The organism is Mycobacterium shigaense, assembly GCF_002356315.1.
GTDB lineage: Bacteria > Actinomycetota > Actinomycetes > Mycobacteriales > Mycobacteriaceae > Mycobacterium > Mycobacterium shigaense.
Map to the genome: position 1 here is coordinate 941,068 of NZ_AP018164.1, position 23,158 is coordinate 964,225.

General features: G+C 63.6%; 25 protein-coding genes and 3 pseudogenes. 20 read left to right on the forward strand and 8 right to left on the reverse strand.

Annotation, left to right across the window (positions count from 1 at the left end; translation table 11 throughout):
• Positions 1 to 68: 68 nt before the first annotated feature.
• Positions 69 to 1,391: a hypothetical protein gene (locus MSG_RS04395; protein WP_232011156.1), complete on the forward strand. Its 1,323-nt coding sequence runs from the start codon at positions 69 to 71 to the stop codon at positions 1,389 to 1,391.
• 81 nt (positions 1,392 to 1,472) lie between these two features.
• Here MSG_RS04395 and MSG_RS04400 read toward each other — a convergent pair.
• From MSG_RS04400 to MSG_RS04420, 6 genes and pseudogenes are all read right to left on the reverse strand, one after another.
• A pseudogene (locus MSG_RS04400) lies at positions 1,473 to 1,967 on the reverse strand (integrase core domain-containing protein); the annotation flags it as partial.
• Between the two features lie 68 nt (positions 1,968 to 2,035).
• Positions 2,036 to 2,359 (reverse strand): YcgJ family protein, encoded by a 324-nt coding sequence (locus MSG_RS04405; protein WP_197705011.1) that lies wholly within the window; start codon positions 2,357 to 2,359, stop codon positions 2,036 to 2,038.
• Positions 2,360 to 2,421: 62 nt separating this feature from the next.
• Positions 2,422 to 2,549 (reverse strand): annotated as a pseudogene (locus MSG_RS26085) (IS3 family transposase); the annotation flags it as partial.
• A 33-nt stretch (positions 2,550 to 2,582) separates the two neighbouring features.
• Positions 2,583 to 3,748, reverse strand: a protein-coding gene (locus MSG_RS04410; protein WP_096437424.1) for an IS3 family transposase whose coding sequence is annotated in 2 segments (ribosomal slippage) — positions 2,583 to 3,461 and positions 3,464 to 3,748 — 1,164 coding nt in all. Because the reading frame shifts where the segments join, the coding sequence is not laid out codon by codon here.
• A 90-nt stretch (positions 3,749 to 3,838) separates the two neighbouring features.
• Positions 3,839 to 4,003 (reverse strand): annotated as a pseudogene (locus MSG_RS04415) (transposase); the annotation flags it as partial.
• Between the two features lie 138 nt (positions 4,004 to 4,141).
• A complete protein-coding gene (locus MSG_RS04420) occupies positions 4,142 to 4,915 on the reverse strand; it encodes a sulfite exporter TauE/SafE family protein (protein ID WP_096437428.1) in 774 nt (257 codons plus the stop codon).
• A gap of 621 nt (positions 4,916 to 5,536) precedes the next feature.
• Here MSG_RS04420 and MSG_RS04430 point away from each other — a divergent pair.
• Complete coding sequence (locus tag MSG_RS04430) at positions 5,537 to 5,911, forward strand: hypothetical protein (RefSeq protein WP_096437432.1); 375 nt, start codon at positions 5,537 to 5,539, stop codon at positions 5,909 to 5,911.
• Positions 5,912 to 5,931: 20 nt separating this feature from the next.
• Here MSG_RS04430 and MSG_RS04435 read toward each other — a convergent pair whose 3' ends face one another.
• Positions 5,932 to 6,786 (reverse strand): IS1 family transposase, encoded by an 855-nt coding sequence (locus MSG_RS04435; protein ID WP_105886903.1) that lies wholly within the window; start codon positions 6,784 to 6,786, stop codon positions 5,932 to 5,934.
• 88 nt (positions 6,787 to 6,874) lie between these two features.
• Between MSG_RS04435 and MSG_RS04440 the strand changes: the two genes are divergently transcribed.
• From MSG_RS04440 to MSG_RS04515, 15 genes are all read left to right on the forward strand, one after another.
• Complete coding sequence (locus tag MSG_RS04440) at positions 6,875 to 7,435, forward strand: hypothetical protein (RefSeq protein WP_142404553.1); 561 nt, start codon at positions 6,875 to 6,877, stop codon at positions 7,433 to 7,435.
• A gap of 26 nt (positions 7,436 to 7,461) precedes the next feature.
• Positions 7,462 to 8,523: an XRE family transcriptional regulator gene (locus MSG_RS04445; protein WP_142404552.1), complete on the forward strand. Its 1,062-nt coding sequence runs from the start codon at positions 7,462 to 7,464 to the stop codon at positions 8,521 to 8,523.
• A gap of 776 nt (positions 8,524 to 9,299) precedes the next feature.
• Positions 9,300 to 9,605 (forward strand): 30S ribosomal protein S10, encoded by a 306-nt coding sequence (rpsJ, locus tag MSG_RS04455; RefSeq protein WP_003873519.1) that lies wholly within the window; start codon positions 9,300 to 9,302, stop codon positions 9,603 to 9,605.
• A 15-nt stretch (positions 9,606 to 9,620) separates the two neighbouring features.
• Positions 9,621 to 10,274 (forward strand): 50S ribosomal protein L3, encoded by a 654-nt coding sequence (rplC, locus tag MSG_RS04460; protein ID WP_096437443.1) that lies wholly within the window; start codon positions 9,621 to 9,623, stop codon positions 10,272 to 10,274.
• Positions 10,274 to 10,942 carry a 50S ribosomal protein L4 gene (gene rplD / locus MSG_RS04465; RefSeq protein ID WP_096437445.1) on the forward strand — a complete coding sequence of 223 codons (669 nt, stop codon included), beginning with the start codon at positions 10,274 to 10,276 and terminating at the stop codon, positions 10,940 to 10,942. The genes rplC and rplD overlap by 1 nt, the downstream gene beginning before the upstream one ends.
• On the forward strand, positions 10,942 to 11,244 hold the full coding sequence (gene rplW, locus MSG_RS04470) for a 50S ribosomal protein L23 (protein ID WP_096437447.1): 303 nt from the start codon (positions 10,942 to 10,944) through the stop codon (positions 11,242 to 11,244). The genes rplD and rplW overlap by 1 nt, the downstream gene beginning before the upstream one ends.
• A 29-nt stretch (positions 11,245 to 11,273) precedes the next feature.
• Complete coding sequence (gene rplB / locus MSG_RS04475; protein ID WP_096437449.1) at positions 11,274 to 12,116, forward strand: 50S ribosomal protein L2; 843 nt, start codon at positions 11,274 to 11,276, stop codon at positions 12,114 to 12,116.
• A 74-nt stretch (positions 12,117 to 12,190) separates the two neighbouring features.
• Positions 12,191 to 12,472: a 30S ribosomal protein S19 gene (gene rpsS / locus MSG_RS04480; RefSeq protein ID WP_025738376.1), complete on the forward strand. Its 282-nt coding sequence runs from the start codon at positions 12,191 to 12,193 to the stop codon at positions 12,470 to 12,472.
• The gene (gene rplV / locus MSG_RS04485) at positions 12,469 to 13,023 is read left to right on the forward strand and encodes a 50S ribosomal protein L22 (protein ID WP_096437451.1); all 555 of its coding nucleotides are present in this window, start codon (positions 12,469 to 12,471) and stop codon (positions 13,021 to 13,023) included. The genes rpsS and rplV overlap by 4 nt, the downstream gene beginning before the upstream one ends.
• The gene (gene rpsC, locus MSG_RS04490; RefSeq protein ID WP_096437452.1) at positions 13,023 to 13,865 is read left to right on the forward strand and encodes a 30S ribosomal protein S3; all 843 of its coding nucleotides are present in this window, start codon (positions 13,023 to 13,025) and stop codon (positions 13,863 to 13,865) included. Before rplV ends, rpsC begins: the two co-directional genes overlap by 1 nt.
• 3 nt (positions 13,866 to 13,868) lie before the next feature.
• Positions 13,869 to 14,285, forward strand: coding sequence for a 50S ribosomal protein L16 (gene rplP / locus MSG_RS04495; protein ID WP_044509828.1), 417 nt, complete (start codon positions 13,869 to 13,871; stop codon positions 14,283 to 14,285).
• Entirely contained in the window at positions 14,285 to 14,530 is a 246-nt protein-coding gene (rpmC, locus tag MSG_RS04500) for a 50S ribosomal protein L29 (protein WP_096437453.1), read from the forward strand. Before rplP ends, rpmC begins: the two co-directional genes overlap by 1 nt.
• Entirely contained in the window at positions 14,530 to 14,874 is a 345-nt protein-coding gene (gene rpsQ / locus MSG_RS04505; protein ID WP_096437455.1) for a 30S ribosomal protein S17, read from the forward strand. The genes rpmC and rpsQ overlap by 1 nt, the downstream gene beginning before the upstream one ends.
• 115 nt (positions 14,875 to 14,989) lie before the next feature.
• Complete coding sequence (locus MSG_RS04510; RefSeq protein WP_096437457.1) at positions 14,990 to 17,341, forward strand: arylsulfatase; 2,352 nt, start codon at positions 14,990 to 14,992, stop codon at positions 17,339 to 17,341.
• 167 nt (positions 17,342 to 17,508) lie between these two features.
• Positions 17,509 to 18,447 carry a DUF4436 domain-containing protein gene (locus MSG_RS04515; protein ID WP_096437459.1) on the forward strand — a complete coding sequence of 313 codons (939 nt, stop codon included), beginning with the start codon at positions 17,509 to 17,511 and terminating at the stop codon, positions 18,445 to 18,447.
• A 1-nt stretch (position 18,448) separates the two neighbouring features.
• On the opposite strand, the gene pstS is transcribed toward MSG_RS04515, so the two are convergent.
• On the reverse strand, positions 18,449 to 19,585 hold the full coding sequence (pstS, locus tag MSG_RS04520; protein WP_181159239.1) for a phosphate ABC transporter substrate-binding protein PstS: 1,137 nt from the start codon (positions 19,583 to 19,585) through the stop codon (positions 18,449 to 18,451).
• Positions 19,586 to 20,032: 447 nt separating this feature from the next.
• On the opposite strand from pstS, the gene MSG_RS04525 reads away from it, so the two are divergent.
• The 3 genes from MSG_RS04525 to MSG_RS04535 all read left to right on the forward strand — a co-directional run bounded on the left by MSG_RS04525 (position 20,033) and on the right by MSG_RS04535 (position 23,106).
• Entirely contained in the window at positions 20,033 to 20,932 is a 900-nt protein-coding gene (locus tag MSG_RS04525) for a DUF4436 domain-containing protein (RefSeq protein ID WP_096437461.1), read from the forward strand.
• Between the two features lie 60 nt (positions 20,933 to 20,992).
• Positions 20,993 to 21,892 (forward strand): formylglycine-generating enzyme family protein, encoded by a 900-nt coding sequence (locus MSG_RS04530; RefSeq protein WP_096444060.1) that lies wholly within the window; start codon positions 20,993 to 20,995, stop codon positions 21,890 to 21,892.
• A gap of 377 nt (positions 21,893 to 22,269) precedes the next feature.
• A complete protein-coding gene (locus MSG_RS04535) occupies positions 22,270 to 23,106 on the forward strand; it encodes a DUF4436 domain-containing protein (protein ID WP_232011240.1) in 837 nt (278 codons plus the stop codon).
• The last annotated feature ends 52 nt before the right edge of the window (positions 23,107 to 23,158 follow it).

The window sequence follows — 23,158 nt, forward strand, 5'->3', positions numbered from 1 at the left end:
TCGGCAAGGCACGTGTCAAGCCCCGCGCTTCCCGTGGCGACACTCGGCGCAACAATTGGCTCGGATACGTGGACAACGGCCTTTTCACGCTGAATCGCGCCATCGGCCGCAATCTCGTGATGCAGTGTTTGTGGATCTTCGACCACGCCGTCGACCTCGAAGGGTTAAGGACGTTCCACCACAACCTCGGTTTGGGGTTACTGGGGCGCCGTATCGAATGTTCGCCGCTGAAATTCGCGCGGAATAGGTGGGTCTTCGGCGGGGAATCGGTGGACATCGATATCGTCGAGTGCGCCCGGCCATACGCTGAAGTCAGGCAATGGGCCGATGAACGTTCATTAGTACCCATCGACCCGGAGCGAGGGCCCGGCTGGCATCTCGGTGTTCTGCCCCTAACGGACGGGTCGACCGCGGTGAGTTTGGTGTGTTCCCACCATTTGATCGATGGCTTTGGGCTCATCGGCGCTGTCCTCGAGGCGGTCTCGGGCACGCCGCGCGACTTGGGTGTGCCGCCGCCGCATTCACGCACTCGTTGGCGAGCGGTGTTTCAGGACGCCCGCCGGACTCTAGCGGATGTGCCTGACGCCGCTCGGGCCGTTGCCGTAGTGGCCAAACAGGCTCGGCGCCGCCGAGACGTAGGCCGGCCGCCGGTAGCGCGTCCCGTCATTGTCGGTGGCGACGACGCTGAGACTATCGTCCTGCCGACCGTCACGATCAAGGTCAGCGTGCACGACTGGGAAGCTCGTGCGAACGCTCTCGGTGGAACGACGCGGACCCTGGTCGCCGGGTTGGCCGCAAAACTTGCCCAGCACCTGACGCGTCAACGCGCCGACGACGGTGCCGTCACCTTGTCCCTTCCCATCGTCGAGGGCCAGACGGAGGGCCAGCGTACGAACGCGCCGTCATTTGTCACCACCTTTGTGATCACCAAGGTCGATCCGACACTGGTGACGACGGATCTGGGTGACGTCCGTGGGGCCATCAAGCAGGGGCTCGAGACGCTGCGGCGAGACGGTGATGATTCCTCGCAGTACCTGCGGTTAGTGGGTTTCAAGCGGAAGCGATCGTGGAAGCGGATGTTCGATGCGTCGCCCGCTGATGTCGATGCCACCGTGATTTGTTCTTACTTGGGCGAAATCGACCCGGCGTTCTGCCGTCTTGACGGTACGGACTCGGACTTGATCCTGGCCCGACTGGTCGACCAGCACGAACATCGCCAGGTCTTGGAACGAACCGGTGGTCAGATGATTGCCCAGGCGTGGCATCTGCACAACACGGTGTGCATCTGTGTCAACGCCTATCAGCCGGGCGCCGAGAACACCCAACGCGCTCTGCGGGACCTCGCTGTCAAAACATTGGCCGACTTTGGCCTGACCGGTCAGGTCGACTAACCGCGCACCCTCCGCGCATCCGTGTGCGAACCTGATGACTCGTAGGAGCGGAGCCGGCGCGTAGCGGACCCGTTGCAGACCTCACCGCCGTGGCAGCAGTTGAGACCTGACGGAGCCGCTTGACCGGACCCCGTGAACTGGTCCACAGCGAACGAGAGTTGTTAATTGGTGGGTACAGGTGGCAGCGTAGCGGGCTGGGGGCTGGTAGCCCAGTGACGAGTGGCGACGGTGGTGGTTGTACTCGTGTTTGCAGTCGCTGATGACCACCCGGGCCTGGGCCAGTGACCAGAAGCTGTTGATGTTCAAGCATTCGTCGCGGATGCGGGAGTTGAAGGATTCGATGTAGCCGTTTCGCCACGGCTCGCCGGGCGGGATGAAGTGCAGGCCTACCTGTCCGGCGGCCCAGTCGGTCATTGCGCTGCAGGCTAATTCGGGGCCGTTGTCACACCGCAGTACCGCTGGATAAGTGCCGCGCTGGCCGGCCAGACGGTCGAGCTCGGCGATCAGGTGCTCGCCGGTGATGCTGCGCTCGACCATGCCACCGAGGCATTCGCGGGTGTGTTCGTCGACGATGGAGATGGCCTGACCCCGATCGGGGTCAGGCCAATCTGCGCCAGACCCGGTGCCTGTACCGCCCGGGCGTGTTAGCCAAACAGCATCGCGGTGTACTTCTCGGATACGGGGCTGCGCTGGCCATGGGCATCGAAGTAGCGGTCTAAGTAACATAATTGCTGCTTCGTATCGCAGAAGATGCCGTTGTCCAAGGTGAATTCGGTGAGGTTGACAAGACCTTCTGACAACAGCTTGTCTTGGGCTTGGTCGCCGAGGTAGAGCGCGGTCAGCCCGAAGGAAATGCCTTGTTTGTCCACACAGACCTTGTGGCCGCAGACCACACCCGGCGCTGGGGAGAACACAGCATGGTCATCAGCGTGCGACGGCGGGGCGGACATGGCCGGGAGCAGTGCCACCGAAAGCATAGTGAACACCAAAGCAAGCCTCCGATTGATCACAGAACTCAATTATACAGCAGACCCAACGGCTGCCCGCCGGCGTTCCGGGCCTAGAAGTTTCCCTTCGCGGTCTCCTTGAGCGCGACCTTCTCCAACTCCGCATCAGCCAACAACCGTTTCAACGTGGCGTTTCACGCTCAAGGTCTTTGGGGTCTGCTGCACCGATAGGTGACAGTTTCGGTCACGCGGCCTGATTGGCCGGTGTGGTCATGATTGCTTCGAACTCGACGGGGGTCAACCGGCCGAGAGCGAGTTGTCGCCGTCGCCGGTGGTAGGTGCGTTCGATCCAGGTGACGATGGCGATGCGGAGCTGTTCTCGGGTGTCCCAGCGGCGGCGGTCCAAAACGTTCTTCTGCAACAGGCTGAAGAAGCTCTCCATGGCGGCGTTGTCGCCGGCCGCGCCGACGCGGCCCATGGAACCGACCATGTCGCAGCGGCCCAGGGCGTGGACGAATCGTCGGCTGCGAAATTGACTGCCGCGGTCGCTGTGGACCACGCAGCCGGCGACGTCACCGCGACGGGCTATGGCGCTGGCCAAGGCTTGGGTGGCCAGTCGTGATTTCATTCGCGAGTCGATGCTGTAGCCGACAATGCGGTTGGAGAACACGTCCTTGATCGCACACAGGTAGAGTTTGCCTTCGGCGGTGCGATGTTCAGTAATATCCGCCAGCCACAATTGATTTGGTGCCTCAGCGGTGAAGTCTCGGCCGACCAGATCATCGTGTACTGGCGGCCCGACCTTTCCGTTCTTGCCCCGCCTGCGCTTGCCGAACGCACTCCACCAGCCGTTGTCGGCGCAGATCCGCCACGCGGTGCGCTCGGCCATCGGTTGGCCGGCATCTCGGGCCTCTTCGACCAGGAAACGGTAGCCGAACTCCGGGTCATCGTGGTGGGCGTCGAATAAGGCGTTGGCCCGATGCGCCGCAACGTATTCGGCGTCGGTGACCGGATCAGCCAGCCAGCGGTAATAGGGCTGGCGGGCGAGCTTGAGGACCCGGCACGTCACCGCCACGGGAATCCCGTTGGCGGCGAGCTCTTTCACGAGCGGGTAGAGCCTTTTCCCGGCAGGTTGGACTGCGACAGATACGCCGCGGCCCGGCGTAGTACCTCGTTCTCCTGCTCGAGCAGCTTGATCCGCCGACGCGCCTCTCGTAGCTCTACCGAATCGGTGGTGGCCCTGCCGGGCTTGGAGCCATCGTCCACATCGGCCTGGCGCAGCCACTTCGACAACGTGATCGGATGCACCCCGAAATCGGCGGCGATCTGCTCAAGCGTCACACCGTCGTCGCGGTTGCCGGCCACGCGCACCACGTCGTCGCGGAACTCGCGGGGATAGGGCCGTGCCATGGTGACATCCTCCCAGCCTGCCCACGCTGGGCAAGCCATCTCAGGTGTCACCTATTCGTGCAGCAGACCCTTGAGCCGTTTGGCGTCTTAGGCCTTCAAGCCGCCGAACTGGTTACGCCACCGGTGATAGGTCGCTTCGGAGACACCCAGCTCGCGGCGCACTGCTGCGGTGTCCTTGCCCTCGGCCAGCAGCCGATCGGCCGCCATCAGCTTGCGCACAATCTGTTCGGGGCTGTGCCTTTTCCTCGTTGCCATGATCTTGTCGAGCCTTCCTGCCCATGTCGTGGGCCGTAAGACTCTCATAAGCCATGGATCAACCGATCGGGGTCAGGCCACGCTGACCAAGGCATAAGCAGGGCGACGCGGCCACCCCACCGCTGGTCTGTGGGCCATTTATGTGAGTACTTGGGTGAGGTAGGTTGTTGCGATTCCGATGGCCATGAGTCCTAGCGTGGTGCGCAGGATGCGTTCTGGCAGCTGGGGTTGTAGGGCTGCGCCGAGGTAGCCGCCGAGTACGCCGCCGAGCCCGGCGGTGATTCCGATGAGCCAGTTGGGGGCGATGTCGGGTGCGGTGACGGCCAGGGCGGTGTAGGTCAGCGCGCCTGCGATGGAGGTGGCGAACGTGGATGTCAAGGCCGCTGGGGCCACCCTGGTGACGGGCAGTCCTCGTCCGACGAGGATGGGGCTCAGTAGTGAGCCGCCGCCGATGCCGTAGATGCCGCCGATGACGCCGACACCGATGGCGAGGGTGGCCAGGAATCGGCGAGACAGCTGTCGGGGTTGTGCGCTGGGGTGGTGGCGCAGCAGTAGCCACACCCCAAGGGGTAGGAGGAAGGCGGCCGCGATCAGCCGAAACGCCTGCGCGCCGGGCAGCAGAAAGACCCGTATGACCGCACCGACGATCACGCCGGGCACCGTCCCCACGAGCAGCACGGCGGTGAGAGGGTTCCACAAAGATGCCTGCTGCCAATACCGGGCCAACGCCCCTGGTGTGGCGATCACATTGAACAGCAGATTCGTCGGGGTCACCGCAGGGCTGGGAATGTGCAGCACGCTGAACTGGACGGGTAGCAGGAAGACCGCACCCGAAACCCCCACAGGCGCAGTCAGAATCGCCAACCCGAGCCCGGCCGCGAAACTCGCAGCAACGGCAGCAGTAACCGACACCGTTGCACTATCAGCCAACCACGACGCCGGCCGCCACCCTTTAACTCGCCCTACTCGACGCGGCTCGGCAAGGAATCGCCGTCCAGTGCGGCATTGACTGTGTCGCCTGGTCCTGCCTCGAGGTGTCAAGGTCCGGGTTGGTCGGTCGCATCGCTGACGATGGACGCCGCCGAAGACTTGAGGTCACCGGGCCGTTTTACGGGAGCCATCCCGGATGGTCTCCATCGTCCCATCAAGCCACCTCAGCCGGTGAATTACATCGCGTCAAACCGGCGCACTGGTAGTGGGTCAGTTTGAAAAGGTCAGTTTGAAAAGGTCAGTTGGAACCGGCAGGTCAACCGAATCCTAATCGTGTAGTTTGTCTAGTGCGGCATTGACTATGTTGTCTAGTGCGGTCTAGACTGCTAGGGTGCCAAAGCGGGCGGATGTCATCAGAAAGATCGAGAAGGCGGCGAGGGGCGCCGAACTGAAGTTCGTCCAGGTACGCGAGGGCGCTAACCACACTATCTTCGAGCTAGATGGCGTAATGATTCCAATTGCCCGCCACAGGGAGCTTGGCCAGCGCTATGCCGAGACCGTGTACAAGCAATGCGAGACCAAGCTGGGAGGGGGTTGGTGGCGATGAAGACCTATCACGCTGTCGCGAGCCGCGACGGCAGGTATTGGCTCGTCCATATTGTAGAGCTGGACCAGTACACGCAGGCGCGCACGCTGTCGGAAGTTGAGCCGATGGCCCGTTCGCTTATTTCACTCCTGCTGGAAGTCCCTGACGACTCCTTCCAGATCGAGCTGCAAAACGAACTATCGGACTCTGTTCGTCACTATCTTGAGTTGGCGCGCAAATATGCGGATGAAGCTTCCTGGTATCAGACGGAGGCGGCCCAGCAGCGCCGCTTTGCAGCGCGTGAAATGCGAGCCGAAGGCATGACCGTTCGTGACATTGGCGCGGCGCTCGGAGTGTCACATCAGCGCGCACAGCAGCTCCTTTCGTCATAGGAACGGCGATTATCGCCGGCTTAGTCAAGCAGTGCTGCGATGTCGCGGACTGTCCAGACGCGGTCTGCGACACCGGCTGCCATTGCGGGTGTGGTGGGGCGACCGCCAGCAGCCTTGGTCAGGGTCGTGTGGGGACGCGCGAAGTTGTAGAACATGTAGTGCAGCGACACCGCGTGGGCCAGGTTCTCCACTTTCTTGCTGAAGGCGTTGGTGAGCCGGGTGAAGCGGCGCATCCCCATTCGCATGGTGAGGTTTTGGCGCTCCACGTAGGACGTGCTGGCCTTGTCCAGGTCGGGATTGCCGTTGACCTTCCGAACATCGATCCCTGTGCAGACAGCGGGGCTGTAGCGGCGCTCATCGTCAAAAGCATTGGGGGTCGCGTAAATCTTGTGCAGCATGGCGTAGTCAATGTCACCATGGAAAGCGCTCTCCACCGCGCTCACGTACAGCCGTAGACCATCAGTGGTGAGCTGCACCCGGTTGGCGAGCCGAGAAGCCAAATCACGGATGAACACTTCGGCGTCCTCGGCGGTGCGCTCACCCACCAGCCAGGAAGGGACGATTTTGGTGTCGGCGCAGATCGCCGTCCACGTCCACACATCGCCGTAGCCGAACTCGTCCCGGTGCTCATCCGGAACGTTCTTGCGCTTGGCATAACAAAATGACCAAATCTCGTCGCACTGAATGTTCTTGCAGGGCAAGTCAAACAGCGCAGCAGCCTGGTACTCGGCGCACGCTCCACCCAAGTCCACGAGCAGCTTCACAATGGTGTTTTTCGCGGCCCCGGTCACGCGCACGGTGGCGCGGATGCTCATGCCCTCGCACAAGCAGGCCACGATCTGCGCCCGCTTCTCGGTGGAGAGTCGGTTGACCATACTGACCATTATGCTTGAGCAACCTTAGATCTGTCAATTTTGGTGTGATAATATTTTGAGAAATCTACACCACAGGAGGTCGGGACTGGTGGTTAGCGAAGCTATGGTTCGTCAGATCGTCGGGGTTGACGGTGCTCAAGCCCTTATCCGAATCACGGAAGGCGCTTGGCAGGACTACATCGATGAGGAGCGCATCCGCTTCCATCGCTCAACGCGTGCGCACGTCGTGTGGGATTACATGGTGCAACGGGCAGATGCGCTGCTCGTTGAGATGGAGGGCGTCGAGCGCATCGAGCGCCAAACTCGTCCCCTCTACGTTCTGCGGGACACAATCGCCATCCGGCCCAAGCTGCATACACGCGATGCGACGACCAGGAATTATCCCACCCAGGCTCAACAGAATGTTGAAGCCACCGGGCTTTTCCCCGACACCAGATTCCAAAACGTCACGTTCGGTTACAGGCTGGACGCGGCCGAAGCGGGTATAGAACAGTATGTGATTACCAGCCCGGCTGACTCGTGGCTAATCGACCTTCGGGAACTCGCCAGTGGCGAACTGCGCCCTGTCGCTGGGATGTTGGAGATGCCAGACGTCGAAGCACCCTGGCGAGACATTCCAAGCATTCGATTCGGAACTGACTCACAGTGACGGCCCCTGCCGTATTCAATCCAGCGATGTTGACCCTTGCCAAAGAATCAGCCGGATTGACCCAAGGGGCTATCGCTGCGCATGCCGGTATTTCTCAGTCGCTCATGTCAAAGATTGAGAACGGATTTGAGGATCCATCTGATGACTTCATAATGAAGGCGGCAGAGATCACCGGGGTTCCCCGAGAACTTTTTTTTCAGAACGATCCGCTACCGTCCGACACGATTTTTGATATCTTCCACAAGAAAAGGGTCACTCTCCCACAAAAGCCGTTGCGCAAAGCGAATTCCAACGCGCGGATGCTGCGGGCTGAGGTCGGAAGGTTATTGCGTTCATTCGATGTTCCTGTCGTCTTGCCGTTCCCAAGCCTGCCTATCGACCAGCACGACTCACCGGAAGAAATCGCAGCGCTCACACGGGCCATCTGGCGACTTCCTACCGGTCCTCTGCCAGACCTCGTCAAGGTGGTGGAGGCAACCGGCACTCCGGTAATAACGGCCGATCTGGAACACGAGAAGCTGCGCGCCATGAGCATGGCTGGCGTCAAGACGGACAATGCACACATCATTGTCGTGAACAATCGCTTGCCTGCCTCCGCACAGCGCTTCGCCCTGGCTCACGAAATCGGGCATCTCGTCATGCATGAGGGGATTGCGACGAAGGAGATGGAAAAACAGGCTGATGATTTCGCTTCCGCACTTCTGATGCCAGCAGCGGAGATTTCTCCGCGACTCAGGAATATAAAATTTCGTGATCTTGGCGCATTAAAACAACAGTGGCGAGTGTCGCTTGCCGCCCTTATATATCGAGCGCACGCCCTCGGATTGATCTCCGAGCGGCACAACACAACCCTGAATATGGAGCTCAATAGACTTCCCAATGGACGCAAGCGGGAACCTGGAGAGTTTAAACCAGAAGAACCTACTCTGATTCGCCGGGTTGTGGCGACTTACAGGAACGACCTCGGCTACAGCATTGATGAACTCTGCCGCCTTATGGTTGTGACCCGAGAAAAATTTATGCAGTTTTATATTGATGAACCGGGAACGCCAGAAGACGTTCCACGGTTCAGGGTGATACGCAATTAATCTGGCCTATTCCACCGAGCAGTAGCGGCCTTCTTGGCGATCTCTGACCGCTGCTCGGCGGTGAGATTGTCCGCGCGGGCCCTCCCGCCCTTCAGGCCACCCTTACGCCCTGCGGCGACCGCTGCCGAGTCCTTGCCAGCACCGACCACGTCCCGTACAAGTCGTTCGATGCCAGCGAGGGCTTTCCCTTTGTCTGGGTCTAGCCATGACAGTGCCGGCAGCTCCACACACAGGCCGACCCATTCGTTGTCTTCGTCGGACCACTCCACGCGGTAGGTGTAGTGGTCGGGGGTTTCGTCGGTCGCATCAGCGACGATGGACGCCGCTAAAGAGTTGAGGTCACGAGGCCGTCTACGGGGACCGTCTGGCATGGTTCCCATCATCCCATCAGTCCAGCCCACCGCGAGAGTTACATGACTTCAAACTGACCCACTACCGGCGCACTACCGAATTTTGTTCACGCCACGATCTAGGGCATACTGTTCAGGTTGCTTTGCGCCGGGCTCGCGCCTGGCCGGGCATACGACCAGCGCCCAAACGGGCGCGTCCGGTCCCATCCTTGAACGCGACGATTTTGGCCGCGGACGAGGCTGCGTGCGGGTGACACACCCGACCGCGGGGGCCGGTGAACCACGACAGGTAAACAGCGGCGCAGTATCCGGCGTGACGCTCGATCGGCCCGAGACGGGCCGTGTCGAGCCAGTGCGCCGGGGGCACTGGGACATGGATATCAAGCCCGATTACCGGGCTTCAACAGGAGTGAGGGTAGGAGAAGCGTGGCGGGACAGAAGATCCGCATCAGGCTTAAGGCCTACGACCATGAGGCTATCGACGCGTCGGCGCGCAAGATCGTCGAGACCGTCGTCCGCACAGGTGCCAGCGTCGTAGGGCCAGTGCCGCTGCCGACCGAAAAGAATGTGTATTGCGTCATCCGCTCCCCGCACAAGTACAAGGACTCGCGGGAGCACTTCGAGATGCGCACGCACAAGCGGTTGATCGACATTCTCGATCCGACGCCGAAGACCGTTGACGCATTGATGCGTATCGATCTTCCGGCCAGTGTCGACGTCAACATCCAGTAGGGGATCGGCGAACTCATGGCAAGAAAAGGCATTCTGGGTACCAAGCTGGGCATGACTCAGGTGTTCGACGAGAACAACCGGGTCGTCCCGGTGACTGTGGTCAAGGCGGGGCCTAACATCGTGACGCGTATCCGTACGCCGGAGACCGATGGCTACAGCGCCGTGCAGCTGGCCTATGGCGAGATCAGTCCTCGTAAGGTCAACAAGCCGGTGACGGGCCAGTACACCGCGGCGGGCGTCAACCCGCGCCGGTTTCTGGCGGAGCTGCGTCTGGACAACCCCGATGCGGCAGCAGAATACGAAGTCGGCCAGGAGCTGACGGCGGAGATCTTCGCCGACGGTGCCTATGTCGACGTGACCGGTACCTCCAAGGGCAAGGGCTTCGCGGGAACGATGAAGCGCCACGGTTTCCGCGGTCAGGGCGCCAGCCACGGTGCTCAGGCCGTGCACCGTCGGCCGGGCTCCATCGGTGGCTGTGCCACTCCCGCGCGCGTGTTCAAGGGCACGCGGATGGCGGGCCGGATGGGTAACGACCGGGTGACGGTGCAGAACCTGGTGGTGCACAAGGTCGATGCCGAGAACGGCGTGCTGTTGATCAAGGGCGCGGTCCCGGGCCGCACCGGTGGACTCGTGGTGGTCCGCAGCGCGATCAAACGAGGTGAGAAGTAATGGCAGCGGTAAAGATTGACGTCAAGACGCCGGACGGCAAGGTCGACGGCTCCATCGAGCTGCCCGCCGAACTGTTCGATGCCCCGGCCAACATCGCGTTGATGCACCAGGTGGTCACCGCGCAGCGCGCGGCGGCCCGGCAGGGTACGCACTCGACCAAGACCCGCGGCGAGGTCAGCGGCGGTGGCCGCAAGCCCTACCGGCAGAAGGGAACTGGACGCGCCCGGCAGGGTTCGACCCGGGCTCCCCAGTTCACCGGCGGTGGCATCGTGCACGGTCCCAAGCCGCGCGACTACTCCCAGCGCACCCCTAAGAAGATGATCGCAGCCGCACTGCGCGGGGCGTTGTCCGACCGGGCGCGCAACGGGCGTATTCACGCCATCACCGAAATTGTCGCCGGCCAAACCCCTTCGACGAAGAGCGCCGCGCAGTTCCTGCGCACGCTGACCGACCGCAAACAGGTGCTGGTGGTCATCGGCCGCAGCGACGAGGCCGGCCAGAAGAGCGTGCGCAACATTCCCGGCGTGCACATCCTGGCGCCGGACCAGCTCAACACCTACGACGTGTTGCGCTCCGACGACGTGGTGTTCAGCGTCGAGGCCCTCAACGGCTACATCGCCGCGCAGACGGCCGCGGGCACCGCTGGCACCGAGGAGGTTTCGGCCTGATGGCGACCGTGACTGATCCCCGCGACATCATCCTGGCTCCGGTCATCTCGGAGAAGTCCTACGGACTGCTCGACGACAACGTGTACACCTTTGTGGTGCACCCCGATTCGAACAAGACGCAGATCAAGATCGCTATCGAGAAGATCTTCGCCGTCAAGGTCGCGTCGGTGAACACGGCGAACCGGCAGGGCAAGCGCAAGCGCACCCGCACCGGATTCGGCAAGCGCAAGGGCACCAAGCGCGCCATCGTGACACTGGCGCCGGGCAGCAAGCCAATCGACCTTTTCGGAGCACCGGCGTAGCCGGGCGCGAGAGAGAGATTTGATCAGACATGGCAATTCGCAAGTACAAGCCGACGACCCCGGGTCGCCGCGGCGCCAGCGTCTCCGATTTCGCCGAGATCACTCGGACGGAGCCGGAGAAGTCGCTGGTGCGTCCGCTGCACGGGCACGGTGGGCGTAATGCCCACGGCCGGATCACCACTCGTCACAAGGGTGGTGGCCACAAGCGCGCCTACCGGGTGATCGACTTCCGCCGCAACGACAAAGACGGTGTCAATGCCAAGGTCGCGCACATCGAGTACGACCCCAACCGCACCGCCAACATCGCGCTGCTGCACTTCCTCGATGGCGAGAAGCGTTACATCATTGCCCCGCAGGGTCTTTCGCAGGGTGACGTGGTGGAGTCGGGTGCCAACGCCGACATCAAGCCGGGTAACAACCTACCGCTGCGCAACATCCCGGCCGGTACGTTAATCCATGCCGTGGAGCTGCGCCCGGGCGGTGGGGCCAAGCTGGCTCGCTCGGCCGGGTCCAGCATCCAGTTGCTGGGCAAAGAAGGCACCTACGCCTCGCTGCGGATGCCCAGCGGTGAGATCCGTCGTGTCGACGTGCGCTGCCGTGCCACCGTCGGCGAGGTGGGCAACGCCGAGCAGGCCAACATCAACTGGGGCAAGGCCGGCCGGATGCGCTGGAAGGGCAAGCGCCCCACGGTCCGTGGTGTCGTCATGAACCCGGTCGACCACCCGCACGGTGGTGGTGAGGGCAAGACCTCCGGTGGCCGCCACCCGGTCAGCCCGTGGGGTAAGCCGGAAGGCCGCACCCGCCACCCGAACAAAGCCAGCAACAAACTCATCGTCCGGCGCCGGCGCACCGGCAAGAAGCACGGTCGCTAGCGCGTGATGACGATGCAGAGCGCGCAGCGCGATGAGAAGGAATCGCGCCGACTACTTGAGTCGAGGAGTAACACATGCCACGCAGCCTGAAAAAGGGACCGTTCGTCGACGACCACCTGCTCAAAAAGGTGGACGTGCAGAACGAGAAGAACAGCAAGCAGGTCATCAAGACCTGGTCGCGTCGTTCGACGATCATCCCCGACTTCATCGGCCACACCTTCGCGGTGCACGACGGGCGCAAGCACGTCCCGGTGTTCGTCACCGAGGCGATGGTCGGTCACAAGCTTGGTGAATTCGCGCCGACGCGCACCTTCAAGGGGCACATCAAAGACGACCGGAAGGCCAAACGGCGATGACCACAACTGAATCCCCGTCGGCTTTCCCATCGGCAACGGCCAAGGCACGGTTCGTGCGGGTGTCGCCGACCAAGGCGCGCCGGGTGATCGATCTGGTGCGCGGCAAGTCGGTGGCCGACGCGCTGGACATCTTGCGCTGGGCGCCGCAGGCCGCCAGCGAGCCCGTCGCCAAGGTGATCGCCAGCGCCGCGGCCAACGCGCAGAACAACGACGGGTTGGACCCGACGACCCTGGTGGTCGCCACGGTGTACGCCGACGAGGGCCCGACCGCCAAGCGCATTCGTCCGCGCGCCCAGGGCCGCGCGTTCCGGATTCGCAAGCGCACCAGCCACATCACCGTCGTGGTCGAAAGCCGCCCGAGCAAGGACCAGCAGGCGAAGTCGTCACGGGCGCGCCGTGCCGAGGGCAGCAAGGCCGCCGCGAAGGCTGGACCCCGTTCCGAGGCCAAGAAGGCCCCGGCCGCCAAGAAGGCGCCCGCCAAGAAGGCGCCGGCGAAAACCGCTGAAGCCAAGACGTCTGAGACTTCTGAAGCGAAGGGAGGCTCAGACTAGTGGGCCAGAAGATCAATCCGCATGGCTTCCGGTTGGGCATCACCACTGACTGGAAGTCGCGCTGGTACGCCGACAAGCAGTACGCCGACTACGTCAAGGAAGACGTGGCGATCCGTCGACTGCTGTCCACGGGCCTCGAGCGCGCCGGTATCGCCGACGTGGAGATCGAGCGCACCCGTGACCGGGTCCGGGTGGACATCCACACCGCCCGTCCGGGCATTGTGATCGGACGCCGCGGCACCGAGGCAGACCGGATTCGTGCCGACCTGGAAAAGCTGACCGGAAAGCAGGTTCAGCTCAACATCCTCGAGGTGAAAAACCCTGAGTCGCAGGCACAATTGGTGGCCCAGGGTGTCGCCGAGCAGCTGAGCAACCGCGTGGCGTTCCGCCGGGCGATGCGCAAGGCGATCCAGTCTGCGATGCGCCAGCCCAACGTCAAGGGCATCCGGGTGCAGTGCTCGGGCCGCCTCGGCGGCGCCGAGATGAGCCGCTCGGAGTTCTACCGCGAGGGCCGCGTACCGCTGCACACGTTGCGTGCCGACATTGACTACGGCCTGTACGAGGCCAAGACCACCTTCGGCCGGATCGGCGTGAAGGTGTGGATTTACAAGGGCGACATCGTCGGCGGTAAGCGTGAGCTGGCCGCTGCCGCGCCGGCAGGCGCCGACCGTCCGCGCCGCGAGCGGCCGTCGGGCACCCGCCCACGTCGCAGCGGCGCGTCGGGGACCACGGCGACCAGCACCGACGCCGGACGGGCCGCGGGTGCCGAGGAAAGCACTGCCGCCACCGCACCGACCGCCGACGCTGCGCCCGCACCGGAACCGCAGAGCACGGAGAGCTGAATCATGTTGATTCCCCGCAGAGTCAAGCACCGCAAGCAACACCACCCCCGCCAGCGCGGCATCGCCAGCGGCGGCACGGCGGTGAACTTCGGCGACTACGGCATTCAGGCACTCGAGCACGCCTACGTCACCAACCGGCAGATCGAGTCCGCTCGTATCGCCATCAACCGGCACATCAAGCGTGGCGGCAAGGTGTGGATCAACGTCTTCCCGGACCGCCCGCTGACCAAGAAGCCCGCCGAAACCCGAATGGGTTCGGGTAAGGGATCCCCGGAGTGGTGGGTCGTCAACGTCAAGCCCGGCCGGGTGCTGTTCGAGCTCAGCTACCCCAACGAGCAGACCGCTCGGGAAGCGCTGACCCGGGCAATTCACAAGCTGCCGATCAAGGCACGCATCATCACCCGAGAGGATCAGTTCTGATGGCAGTGGGCATTTCGCCTGGCGAACTGCGTGAGCTCACCGACGAGGAGCTGACCGAACGCCTGCGCGAATCCAAGGAGGAGCTGTTCAACCTCCGGTTCCAGATGGCGACCGGGCAGCTCAGTAACAACCGTCGGCTGCGTACGGTCCGTCAGGAGATCGCGCGCGTTTACACCGTCCTTCGGGAACGAGAACTCGGTTTGGCTTCTGGTCCTGGGGGCCACGACGGAAATAAGGAATCGTGATGACAGAAGCCAAGAAGGCCGCGCCGAAGGCGGACGCCGCGTCGAAAGCCGGTACTGCCAAAGGCCCCAAGCACACTCCGGCCAACCCCAAGACGCGCGGTCGCCGCAAGACCCGCATCGGCTACGTGGTGAGCGACAAGATGGAAAAGACTATCGTGGTCGAGCTGGAAGACCGCATGCGTCACGCGCTGTACGGCAAGATCATCCGGACCACCAAGAAGGTCAAGGCGCACGACGAGAACAGCATCGCCGGCGTCGGCGACCGCGTCTTGCTGATGGAGACCCGGCCCATATCGGCGACTAAGCGTTGGCGGCTCGTCGAGATCCGGGAAAAGGCCAAGTAACTCCCAGCGACATCGAAACGCCCGAGACCTGACGGACTCGGGCGTTTTGCTCTGCCGAGCGTAGCGGCACCGCGAAAAAAGATCGGAATTTTCGCAGTGGCGTTACGCTCGGCGCATGGCGATTGAGTTCCAAGGAAAGATCGAGCTGGATATCCGCGATTCCGAGCCGGATTGGGGTCCGTATGCGGCACCGACCGCTCCCGAGAACTCGCCGAACGTCCTCTATCTGGTCTGGGACGACACCGGCATCGCGACCTGGGACTGCTTCGGCGGCCTCGTCGAGATGCCCGCGATGACGCGCATCGCCGACCGGGGGATACGGCTGTCGCAATTTCACACCACCGCGCTGTGCTCCCCGACCAGGGCCTCGCTGCTGACCGGTCGCAACGCCACCACCGTCGGCATGGCCACCATCGAAGAATTCACCGATGGTTTCCCGAACTGCAACGGCCGGATCCCGGCCGATACGGCCTTGCTGTCCGAGGCGCTCAACGAGAGCGGCTACAACACCTACTGCATCGGCAAGTGGCACCTGACGCCCCTGGAAGAGTCGAGCATGGCGTCGACCAAGCGGCACTGGCCGACGTCGCGCGGCTTTGAACGGTTCTACGGCTTTCTGGGCGGCGAAACCGATCAGTGGTATCCGGATCTGGTGTACGACAACCATCCGGTCAGTCCGCCCGGCACGCCCGAGGACGGCTACCACCTGTCGAAGGATCTTGCGGACAAGGCAATCGAATTCATCCGCGACGCCAAGGTCATCGCGCCGGATAAGCCCTGGTTCAGTTACGTGTGCCCCGGCGCCGGACACGCCCCGCATCACGTCTTCAAAGAATGGGCCGACAAGTACGCGGGCAAGTTCGATATGGGCTACGAGAAATACCGCGAGATCGTGCTGGAACGGCAGAAGTCGCTGGGCATCGTGCCGGTCGACACCGAATTGTCGCCGGTGAACCCGTATCTGGATGTCAAGGGGCCCAACGGCGAACCGTGGCCGCTGCAGGACACGGTGCGGCCGTGGGACTCGCTCAACGACGAAGAGAAGCGGCTGTTCAGCCGTTTTGCCGAGGTGTTCGCCGGTTTCCTCAGCTACACCGACGCCCAGATCGGCCGCATCCTGGACTATCTCGAGGAGTCCGGTCAGCTGGACAACACGATCATCGTGGTGATCTCCGACAACGGCGCCAGCGGTGAGGGTGGCCCGAACGGGTCGGTCAACGAGGGCAAGTTCTTCAACGGCTACATCGACACCGTCGAAGAGAGCATGAAGCTGTTCGACCACCTCGGTGGGCCGCAGACCTACAATCATTACCCGATCGGGTGGGCGATGGCGTTCAACACGCCCTACAAGCTCTACAAGCGCTACGCCTCGCACGAGGGTGGTATCGCTGACACGGCAATCATTTCCTGGCCCAACGGTATTGCGGCGCACGGGGAGATCCGCGACAACTACGTCAATGTCTGCGACATCACCCCGACGATCTACGACCTGCTCGGCATGACACCGCCCGACACGGTCAAGGGTATCGCGCAGAAGCCGCTGGATGGGGTGAGTTTCAAAGCGGCCCTTGCTGATCCAGCAGCAGACACTGGAAAGCAGACCCAGTTCTACACCATGTTGGGTACTCGCGGGATCTGGCATCAGGGCTGGTTCGCCAACACCATCCACGCGGCCTCGCCCGCCGGCTGGTCGCACTTCGACGCCGACCGCTGGGAGCTGTTCCACATCGAGGCCGACCGCAGTCAATGCCATGACCTGGCCGCCGAGCACCCCGGCAAGCTCGAGGAGCTCAAAGCGCTGTGGTTTTCCGAAGCCGCCAAGTACAACGGCCTGCCACTCGGTGATCTCAACATTTTCGAGACGATGTCGCGGTCGCGCCCGTCTATCGTCGGCGAACGGGACAGCTATGTCTACTATCCCGACTGCGCCGACGTCGGCGTCGGTGCCGCCGTCGAGTTGCGCGGGCGCTCGTTCGCGGTGGTCGCCGAGGTCACCGTCGACACCACCGGCGCGGAGGGCGTGCTGTACAAGCAAGGCGGCGCGCACGGCGGTCACGTGCTCTTCATCCAGGACGGACGCCTGCACTACGTCTACAACTTCCTCGGCGAGCGCGAGCAGCTGGTGTCGTCGTCGCGTGCAGTGCCATTGGGGCGACACCTGCTCGGCGCTCGCTATGCCCTCAAGGGGACGGCGCAGAACAGCCACACGCCTCTTGGCGACGTGAGCCTCTACATCGACGACGAGGTGGTCGGCACGCTCGACGACGTAAGCGCCCACCCGGGAACGTTCGGGTTGGCAGGGGCCGGCATCACCGTCGGCCGCAACGGTGGTTCCGGGGTGTCCAGTCGCTACAAGGCGCCCTTCGTCTTCACCGGCGGAATCATCGACAAGGTCACCGTCGACGTGTCGGGCCGGCCCTACCGGGACGTGGAAAGAGAACTCGCGCTGGCGTTCTCGCGGGACTGAGCGTAGGGAGCGCCATGCACGGCGCGAGATCGGCCGCGTGTGGCGCCGCGCCGCCGGGCATCTCGCGATCAGTTGCGCTGGCAAAACACCGCTGAACTGCTAGCATCTGTCCCCGTACCGTTCGGGATGGCTCCAGTTTTTCGTCCTACTTCTGGTGGTGAGGCCAAATGACGACCGAAGCTCCGCCGCTACCGCCGACACCGGACTCGCGAGGACGACGCGTCGCGATTGCTTTTGGAGTCGTCGTAGCCCTCGTTGTTATCTACGTCCTGTCCCTGATTGCCGTGCACCTGTTGGCCAAATCGGCGCCTCCGTTGCCGGCGGTGGACTTCAGCAAGGTCGAGGAGGACGACAACGTGGTGTCGGTCCACCTCGAGAAGCTGGATACGGTGGCCAACCGACTGACGGTGAATGTGCTTGTCTACCCGAAGACTTCGCTGTACGACAAGAACTTCGGCGTGCTGACCACCGATGCGGCCGTGCGCCTGTATCCGGACAACGACCTGGGTGACCTGCAGTACCCGGTGGGCAAGGCGCCAGCGCAGGTGAGCACCAACATCGAGGCGCGCGGCGATCCCGGTAACTGGCCGTTCGATACGTACAAGACCGACACGATCGCGGCCGATGTGTTCACCGGGTCGGGCCCGTCACGCGAAAAGACCGCCGCCCGAGTCGAAGTCACGGGAAGGTTGGACGGCTGGGACGCCAGCGTCACCCGCGTGCACGACCCGGACGATTCGAACCCGAATTCGCTGGACAACGTCGTCATCACGCTGCAGCGGTCCAAGGGGCCGTTGATCTTCGACCTCGGCATCATCCTGGTCCTGATCGCCCTGCCAGTGCTGGCGCTGTGGGTGGCCGTTCCCGTCGCGCTCGGCAGGACGTCGTTCCTGCCACCGATGACGACGTGGTACGGCGCGATGCTGTTCGCGATCGTCCCGCTGCGAAATATCCTGCCGGGCAGTCCGCCTTACGGTTCGTGGATCGATCAGGCCGTCGTGCTCTGGGTACTGATCGCTTTGGTCGTCGCCCTGGCCTTGTTCCTGATCGGTTGGTGGCAGCAACGCGATCGAAAAGGGCCGAAGCCCAGGAAGCAGAAGACCTGAACTAGCCGGTCAGCCCGTTCGTCGCTCCCGGCGTCGCGGTGATCGCGTCGACGGCGCCGAACACCTTCGACTGGAAGTCCGGTGGCAGCGGGATGTAGCCGTGCTTGTCGAGGTCGGCCTGCCCCGGTCCGACCGCGGCCTGCAGGAACGCCTTCACCGCCTGGCCCACTTCGGGGCTGGGGTACTTCGAGCAGATGATCTCGTAGGTGACCATGACGATCGGGTAGACGTCGGGTTGGGTGGGGTTGTAGAACGCGGACAGATCGAGCACCAGGTCGTTGCCCTTGCCCGCGATCTTGGCGTTGCTGATGGTCTTGCCGACCGTGTCGGCGCCGATGCGCACCGGCCGCAGCGATTTGCGGCTCGCCGACGTCTTGATCTGGGCGCTGAAAAGGTTCTGCTGCTGGGCGAATGAGTATTCGTTGTAGCTGATCGCGCCCTCGGTGTTCTTCACCTCCACGGAGGTGCCGCTGTTGCCGTGCCTGCCGATACCCACGCCGCCGTTGAAGATCTTGCCGGTGCCTTTGTCCCACGTTCCACCGGATGCGGCCTGCAGGTAGGCCTGAAAGTTTGCGGTGGTGCCGGACGGGTCCTCGCGGTAGACGACGTGGATGTCCTCCGGCGGCATTGACGTGTTGAGCGCGGTGAGGGCCGGGTCGTCCCAGCGCGTGATACTGCCGTTGAAGATCCGTGCCAGCGTGGGCGCGTCGAGTACCAGGTTGTCGACGGCATTGAGGTTGTAGGTGATGGCGATCGGACCGAAGACCACGGGCAGATTCCACGCGTCGTTGCCGCCGCAGCGCTGCTTGGCAGCCGCGTACTGGTCACCGGACAGCGGTAGGTCGGAGGCGCCGAAATCGGTCTTGCCGGCAAGGAAGTCGCTGATTCCCGCGCCGGAGCCGTTGGCGGTGTAGTCGAGGGTTTGGCCCTTGCACGCCTTGGTGAACGCGGCGATGAACTGCGTGACCGCGTTGGCCTGCGCGGTCGAGCCGCTTGCCGTGATGGCTTGCTTGCCACCGCAATCCACCCGGGCCCCGTTGGCGTAGGCCAGGGCCGTGTGCGGCTTGCTGCACCCCGACAGCATCAGCGCGGCCGCGGTCAGGACGCTGATCGCGGCACCCGATCGGTTGCGCTTCACGTTGATTGCCTCCTCGGGAACGACAGACGGTAAAAGGATGCGGCGGTTGTGGCGCCGGTGATGCCCGGCGACGGCGAGGTCATCCCGGGGGTGGGGGTGCGATAAGGGGTCTCCACTTGCTCTCCGGCAACGTAGCGATAGGGCAAGCCGGGCGAGTGGCAGCGGCGGCCACGGCGTCCGACTTCAGCGGTGAGACCGGTGCCGGGACGCCCGACATACCGTTTTCGCCGCCCGTCGAAATTTACGGCTATCGAGCTACGCGCAAACAAACATCAGATGAACGGGAACGGGTCCAGATCGCGGCTTCGAACGAACATTCTCGGAAATCCTCATGTCGTAGCGCAACGGGGGCCGGTTTATTACCATTCGAATTCGTGTCGCTCCCGATCGGCTTGTCCGTCCAGCGAATGCGCGCCCGCCCCTTGCTAGCGGTGATGGTGGTGTCCGATGACCGTTGAGAACCCGCCCGCCGAACACGCCCTACCGTCCAAAGAGCGCTCACCTCTGATTGTCGGTGTGGGCATTCTCATCGCGTTCATCGCGGTCTACGGCCTGTCGTTGTTCGGCTTTCACCTGCTGGGCCGATCGGCGGCGCCGCTGAAGGCTCCGGATCTCAACGCGGCCGAGGACACCGTCGTGCTTGTGCGCATCGAGGAGCTCAAGACCGTCGCCAATCGACTCGCGGTGAAGGTGCTTGTGTATCCGAAGGAGGACATGTGGGACTCGCGGCTCGAGGTCCTCAAATCCGACACCGCAGTTCGCATGGATCCGCCGAATGACCTGGGAGACTTGGTCTATCCGGCGGGGAAGTCGCCCGCGCAGGTGTCCACCACGGTCGAGGCCCACGGGGATCCCGAGATCTGGCCCTTCGACTCCTACACGACGGACACGCTGTCCGCCGACGTGCTGGTCGGCTCTGGCGACGACCGCAAATACATACCTGCCCGTGTCGAAGTGGCCGGCAAGTTGGAAGGCTGGGACGTCAGCGTTCAGCGGGTCGGCGAAGGCGGCCGGGAGGACGCCACCGGCGACAGCGTGATAATCACGCTGCACAGATCAAAGGCCCCGCTGATTTTCGATCTGGGAATCTGTTTGGTGCTCTTCGCCCTGGCCACTATGGCGTTGGCGGTGGTCGTTCCGATGGCGACGGGTAAGCGGAAGTTGGTGCCGCCATTCGGCGGGTGGTTTGCCGCGCTGCTGTTCGCGGTGATTCCTATCCGCAACTTCCTTCCCGGTGCCCCGCCGCCGGGTGCCTGGATCGACCAAGCGCTGGTGATCTGGGTGCTGATCGCCCTCGTCGCGGCGATGGTGATGTACATGCGCACTTGGTACAAGAAGTCGGATTAGCGCTTGCCGCGGCACCGGGCTCGGGTCCCCGGGTGGCCCGGCGCGTCCTAGGCTGAGGTGGTGCTCACCGAGCTGGTCGATCTGCCCGGCGGTTCCTTCCGCATGGGCTCGACGAGTTTTTATCCCGAAGAGGCCCCGATCCATACGGCGACCGTGGGCCCCTTTGCGGTGGAGCGTCATCCGGTGACCAACGCGCAATTCGCCGAATTCGTCTCCGCTACAGACTATGTCACGGTCGCGGAACAGCCGGTCGATCCGGCGCTGTATCCGGGCATCGATCCCGCGGAGCTGCGAGCCGGCGCACTGGTCTTCCGCCCGACCCCGGGCCCGGTGGATCTGCGCGACTGGCGGCAATGGTGGACGTGGGTGCCGGGCGCCTGCTGGCGCCACCCGGTCGGTCCGGATAGCGGCGTCGACGACCGGGGCGATCACCCCGTCGTGCAAGTCGCCTACCCCGACGCCGCGGCCTACGCGCACTGGGCCGGTCGGCGGCTGCCGACCGAGGCCGAGTGGGAGTACGCGGCCCGGGCCGGCAGCAGCGCGATCTACGCCTGGGGCGACGAGGTGAATCCCGACGGCCGGCTGATGGCCAACAGGTGGCAGGGCAGATTCCCCTATCGAAACGACGGCGCACTCGGCTGGGTGGGCACGTCGCCGGTGGGGACGTTCCCGCCCAACGGTTTCGGGCTGTTCGACATGATCGGCAATGTCTGGGAGTGGACCTCCACCGAGTTCTCCGCTCACCATCGGCTCGAGCAACCGCCGAAGGCCTGCTGCACCCCGTCGGGCCCCCCGAAAGCGCCGGATCCGAGCATCAGCCAGACGTTGAAGGGCGGCTCGCACCTGTGCGCTCCCGAGTATTGTCACCGCTACCGTCCGGCGGCCCGATCGCCGCAATCGCAGGACACCTCGACCACGCACATCGGTTTTCGCTGCGTGTTGACCCGCGAGTCGGTCTAGCAACGTTTCCGTGCGGCGCGGTCGCGCACTCCGCCCGGATCGGCCCGCAGTGTGAACGCCGCCTGGCCAACAGGTGACGAAGTCCCTCCGACATGGGATTTCGCGAGCCCCGGTACGCGCTATTCGCTAGCATCGGACCCCGTGTCGTCTCGACGAACTCGATTGCATCGGCGATCTGGGCAAAGCGGCGCGCCCGCGGCACACGGGTTCGGGCGCGGCCGATGACCACTGACACGTCGCAGCTACCGCCCCCGCCACCGCCGGACGACGAGGCGCCTGCGCCGGAGCCCGAGGAAGAGCCGCCCACGACGCGCTTCGGGCGTTTTCAGGCCGCGTTCAACCGGCGCAAAAGGAATGTCTTGATCGCCGTCGGCGTCATGGTCGTTGTCGTGGGCGCCTACGCCCTGTCCCTGTTTGCCGTCCACTACCTGCAGCGATCCGCGGGTCCGCTGCCGCCGCTGGACTTGAGCGAGGGCGCGGGCAACTACACGATCGTGCAGCTGCGCCTCGACGAGCTGAAGACCTCGGCAAACCGGCTCACCGTGGATGTGCTGGTGTATCCGCCGGATTCGACTTACGACAAGCGCTTCGATGTGCTGGCCAAGGATGTGGCGGTGCGCCTGTATCCGACCAGTGACCTGGGCGACCTGGTGTTTCCGATCGGAAAGGCCCCGGCGCAGGTCCAGACGAAGATCGAGGCGCACGGCGATCCCGGTAACTGGCCATTCGACAAGTACACCACCGAAAAGATCTCGGCCGACACTTTCATCGGGACGGGCGACGGCCGCCGGAAGTATCCGGGTCGCGTCGAGGTGACCGGCTCGTTGGAGGGCTGGGACGTCGGCGTCTCCCGCGTCAACGACAACGGTGATGCAGCGCCCGCGGGCGATGACGACGCGAGCCTCGTGATCACCCTGAAACGGGCCAAGGGTCCGCTGGTCTTCGACCTGGCCATCATCGCGGTCCTGATCGCCTTGCCCACCCTGGCGCTGTGGGTCGCCATTCCGATGGTGCTGGGCCGGCGAAAGTTCGTGCCCCCGTTCGGAACCTGGTACGCCGCGATGCTGTTTGCCGTCGTCCCGCTGCGTAACTTCCTGCCGGGTTCGCCGCCCGCGGGCTCGTGGATCGACCAGGCCGTCGTCCAGTGGGTGCTGATCGGGTTGGGGACAGCCATGACCCTGTACATCATCGCCTGGGTACGGCAAGGCGACTGACGTTCGCGGCAGCGAATGTCAGCAGTGTGTTAACACCACGTAGCAACGCTGT

Coding starts and splice junctions, on each gene's coding strand:
- MSG_RS04525 (WP_096437461.1), top strand. CDS start 20,033: ATGACCGTTGAGAACCCGCCCGCCGAACACGCCCTACCGTCCAAAGAG.
- MSG_RS04445 (WP_142404552.1), top strand. CDS start 7,462: ATGTTGACCCTTGCCAAAGAATCAGCCGGATTGACCCAAGGGGCTATC.
- MSG_RS04510 (WP_096437457.1), top strand. CDS start 14,990: ATGGCGATTGAGTTCCAAGGAAAGATCGAGCTGGATATCCGCGATTCC.
- rpmC (WP_096437453.1), top strand. CDS start 14,285: ATGGCAGTGGGCATTTCGCCTGGCGAACTGCGTGAGCTCACCGACGAG.
- MSG_RS04435 (WP_105886903.1), bottom strand. CDS start 6,786: ATGGTCAACCGACTCTCCACCGAGAAGCGGGCGCAGATCGTGGCCTGC.
- MSG_RS04535 (WP_232011240.1), top strand. CDS start 22,270: ATGGTCGTTGTCGTGGGCGCCTACGCCCTGTCCCTGTTTGCCGTCCAC.
- rplV (WP_096437451.1), top strand. CDS start 12,469: ATGACCACAACTGAATCCCCGTCGGCTTTCCCATCGGCAACGGCCAAG.
- MSG_RS04430 (WP_096437432.1), top strand. CDS start 5,537: ATGAAGACCTATCACGCTGTCGCGAGCCGCGACGGCAGGTATTGGCTC.
- MSG_RS04515 (WP_096437459.1), top strand. CDS start 17,509: ATGACGACCGAAGCTCCGCCGCTACCGCCGACACCGGACTCGCGAGGA.
- rplB (WP_096437449.1), top strand. CDS start 11,274: ATGGCAATTCGCAAGTACAAGCCGACGACCCCGGGTCGCCGCGGCGCC.
- rplC (WP_096437443.1), top strand. CDS start 9,621: ATGGCAAGAAAAGGCATTCTGGGTACCAAGCTGGGCATGACTCAGGTG.
- rpsQ (WP_096437455.1), top strand. CDS start 14,530: ATGACAGAAGCCAAGAAGGCCGCGCCGAAGGCGGACGCCGCGTCGAAA.
- rplP (WP_044509828.1), top strand. CDS start 13,869: ATGTTGATTCCCCGCAGAGTCAAGCACCGCAAGCAACACCACCCCCGC.
- rplD (WP_096437445.1), top strand. CDS start 10,274: ATGGCAGCGGTAAAGATTGACGTCAAGACGCCGGACGGCAAGGTCGAC.
- rplW (WP_096437447.1), top strand. CDS start 10,942: ATGGCGACCGTGACTGATCCCCGCGACATCATCCTGGCTCCGGTCATC.
- rpsS (WP_025738376.1), top strand. CDS start 12,191: ATGCCACGCAGCCTGAAAAAGGGACCGTTCGTCGACGACCACCTGCTC.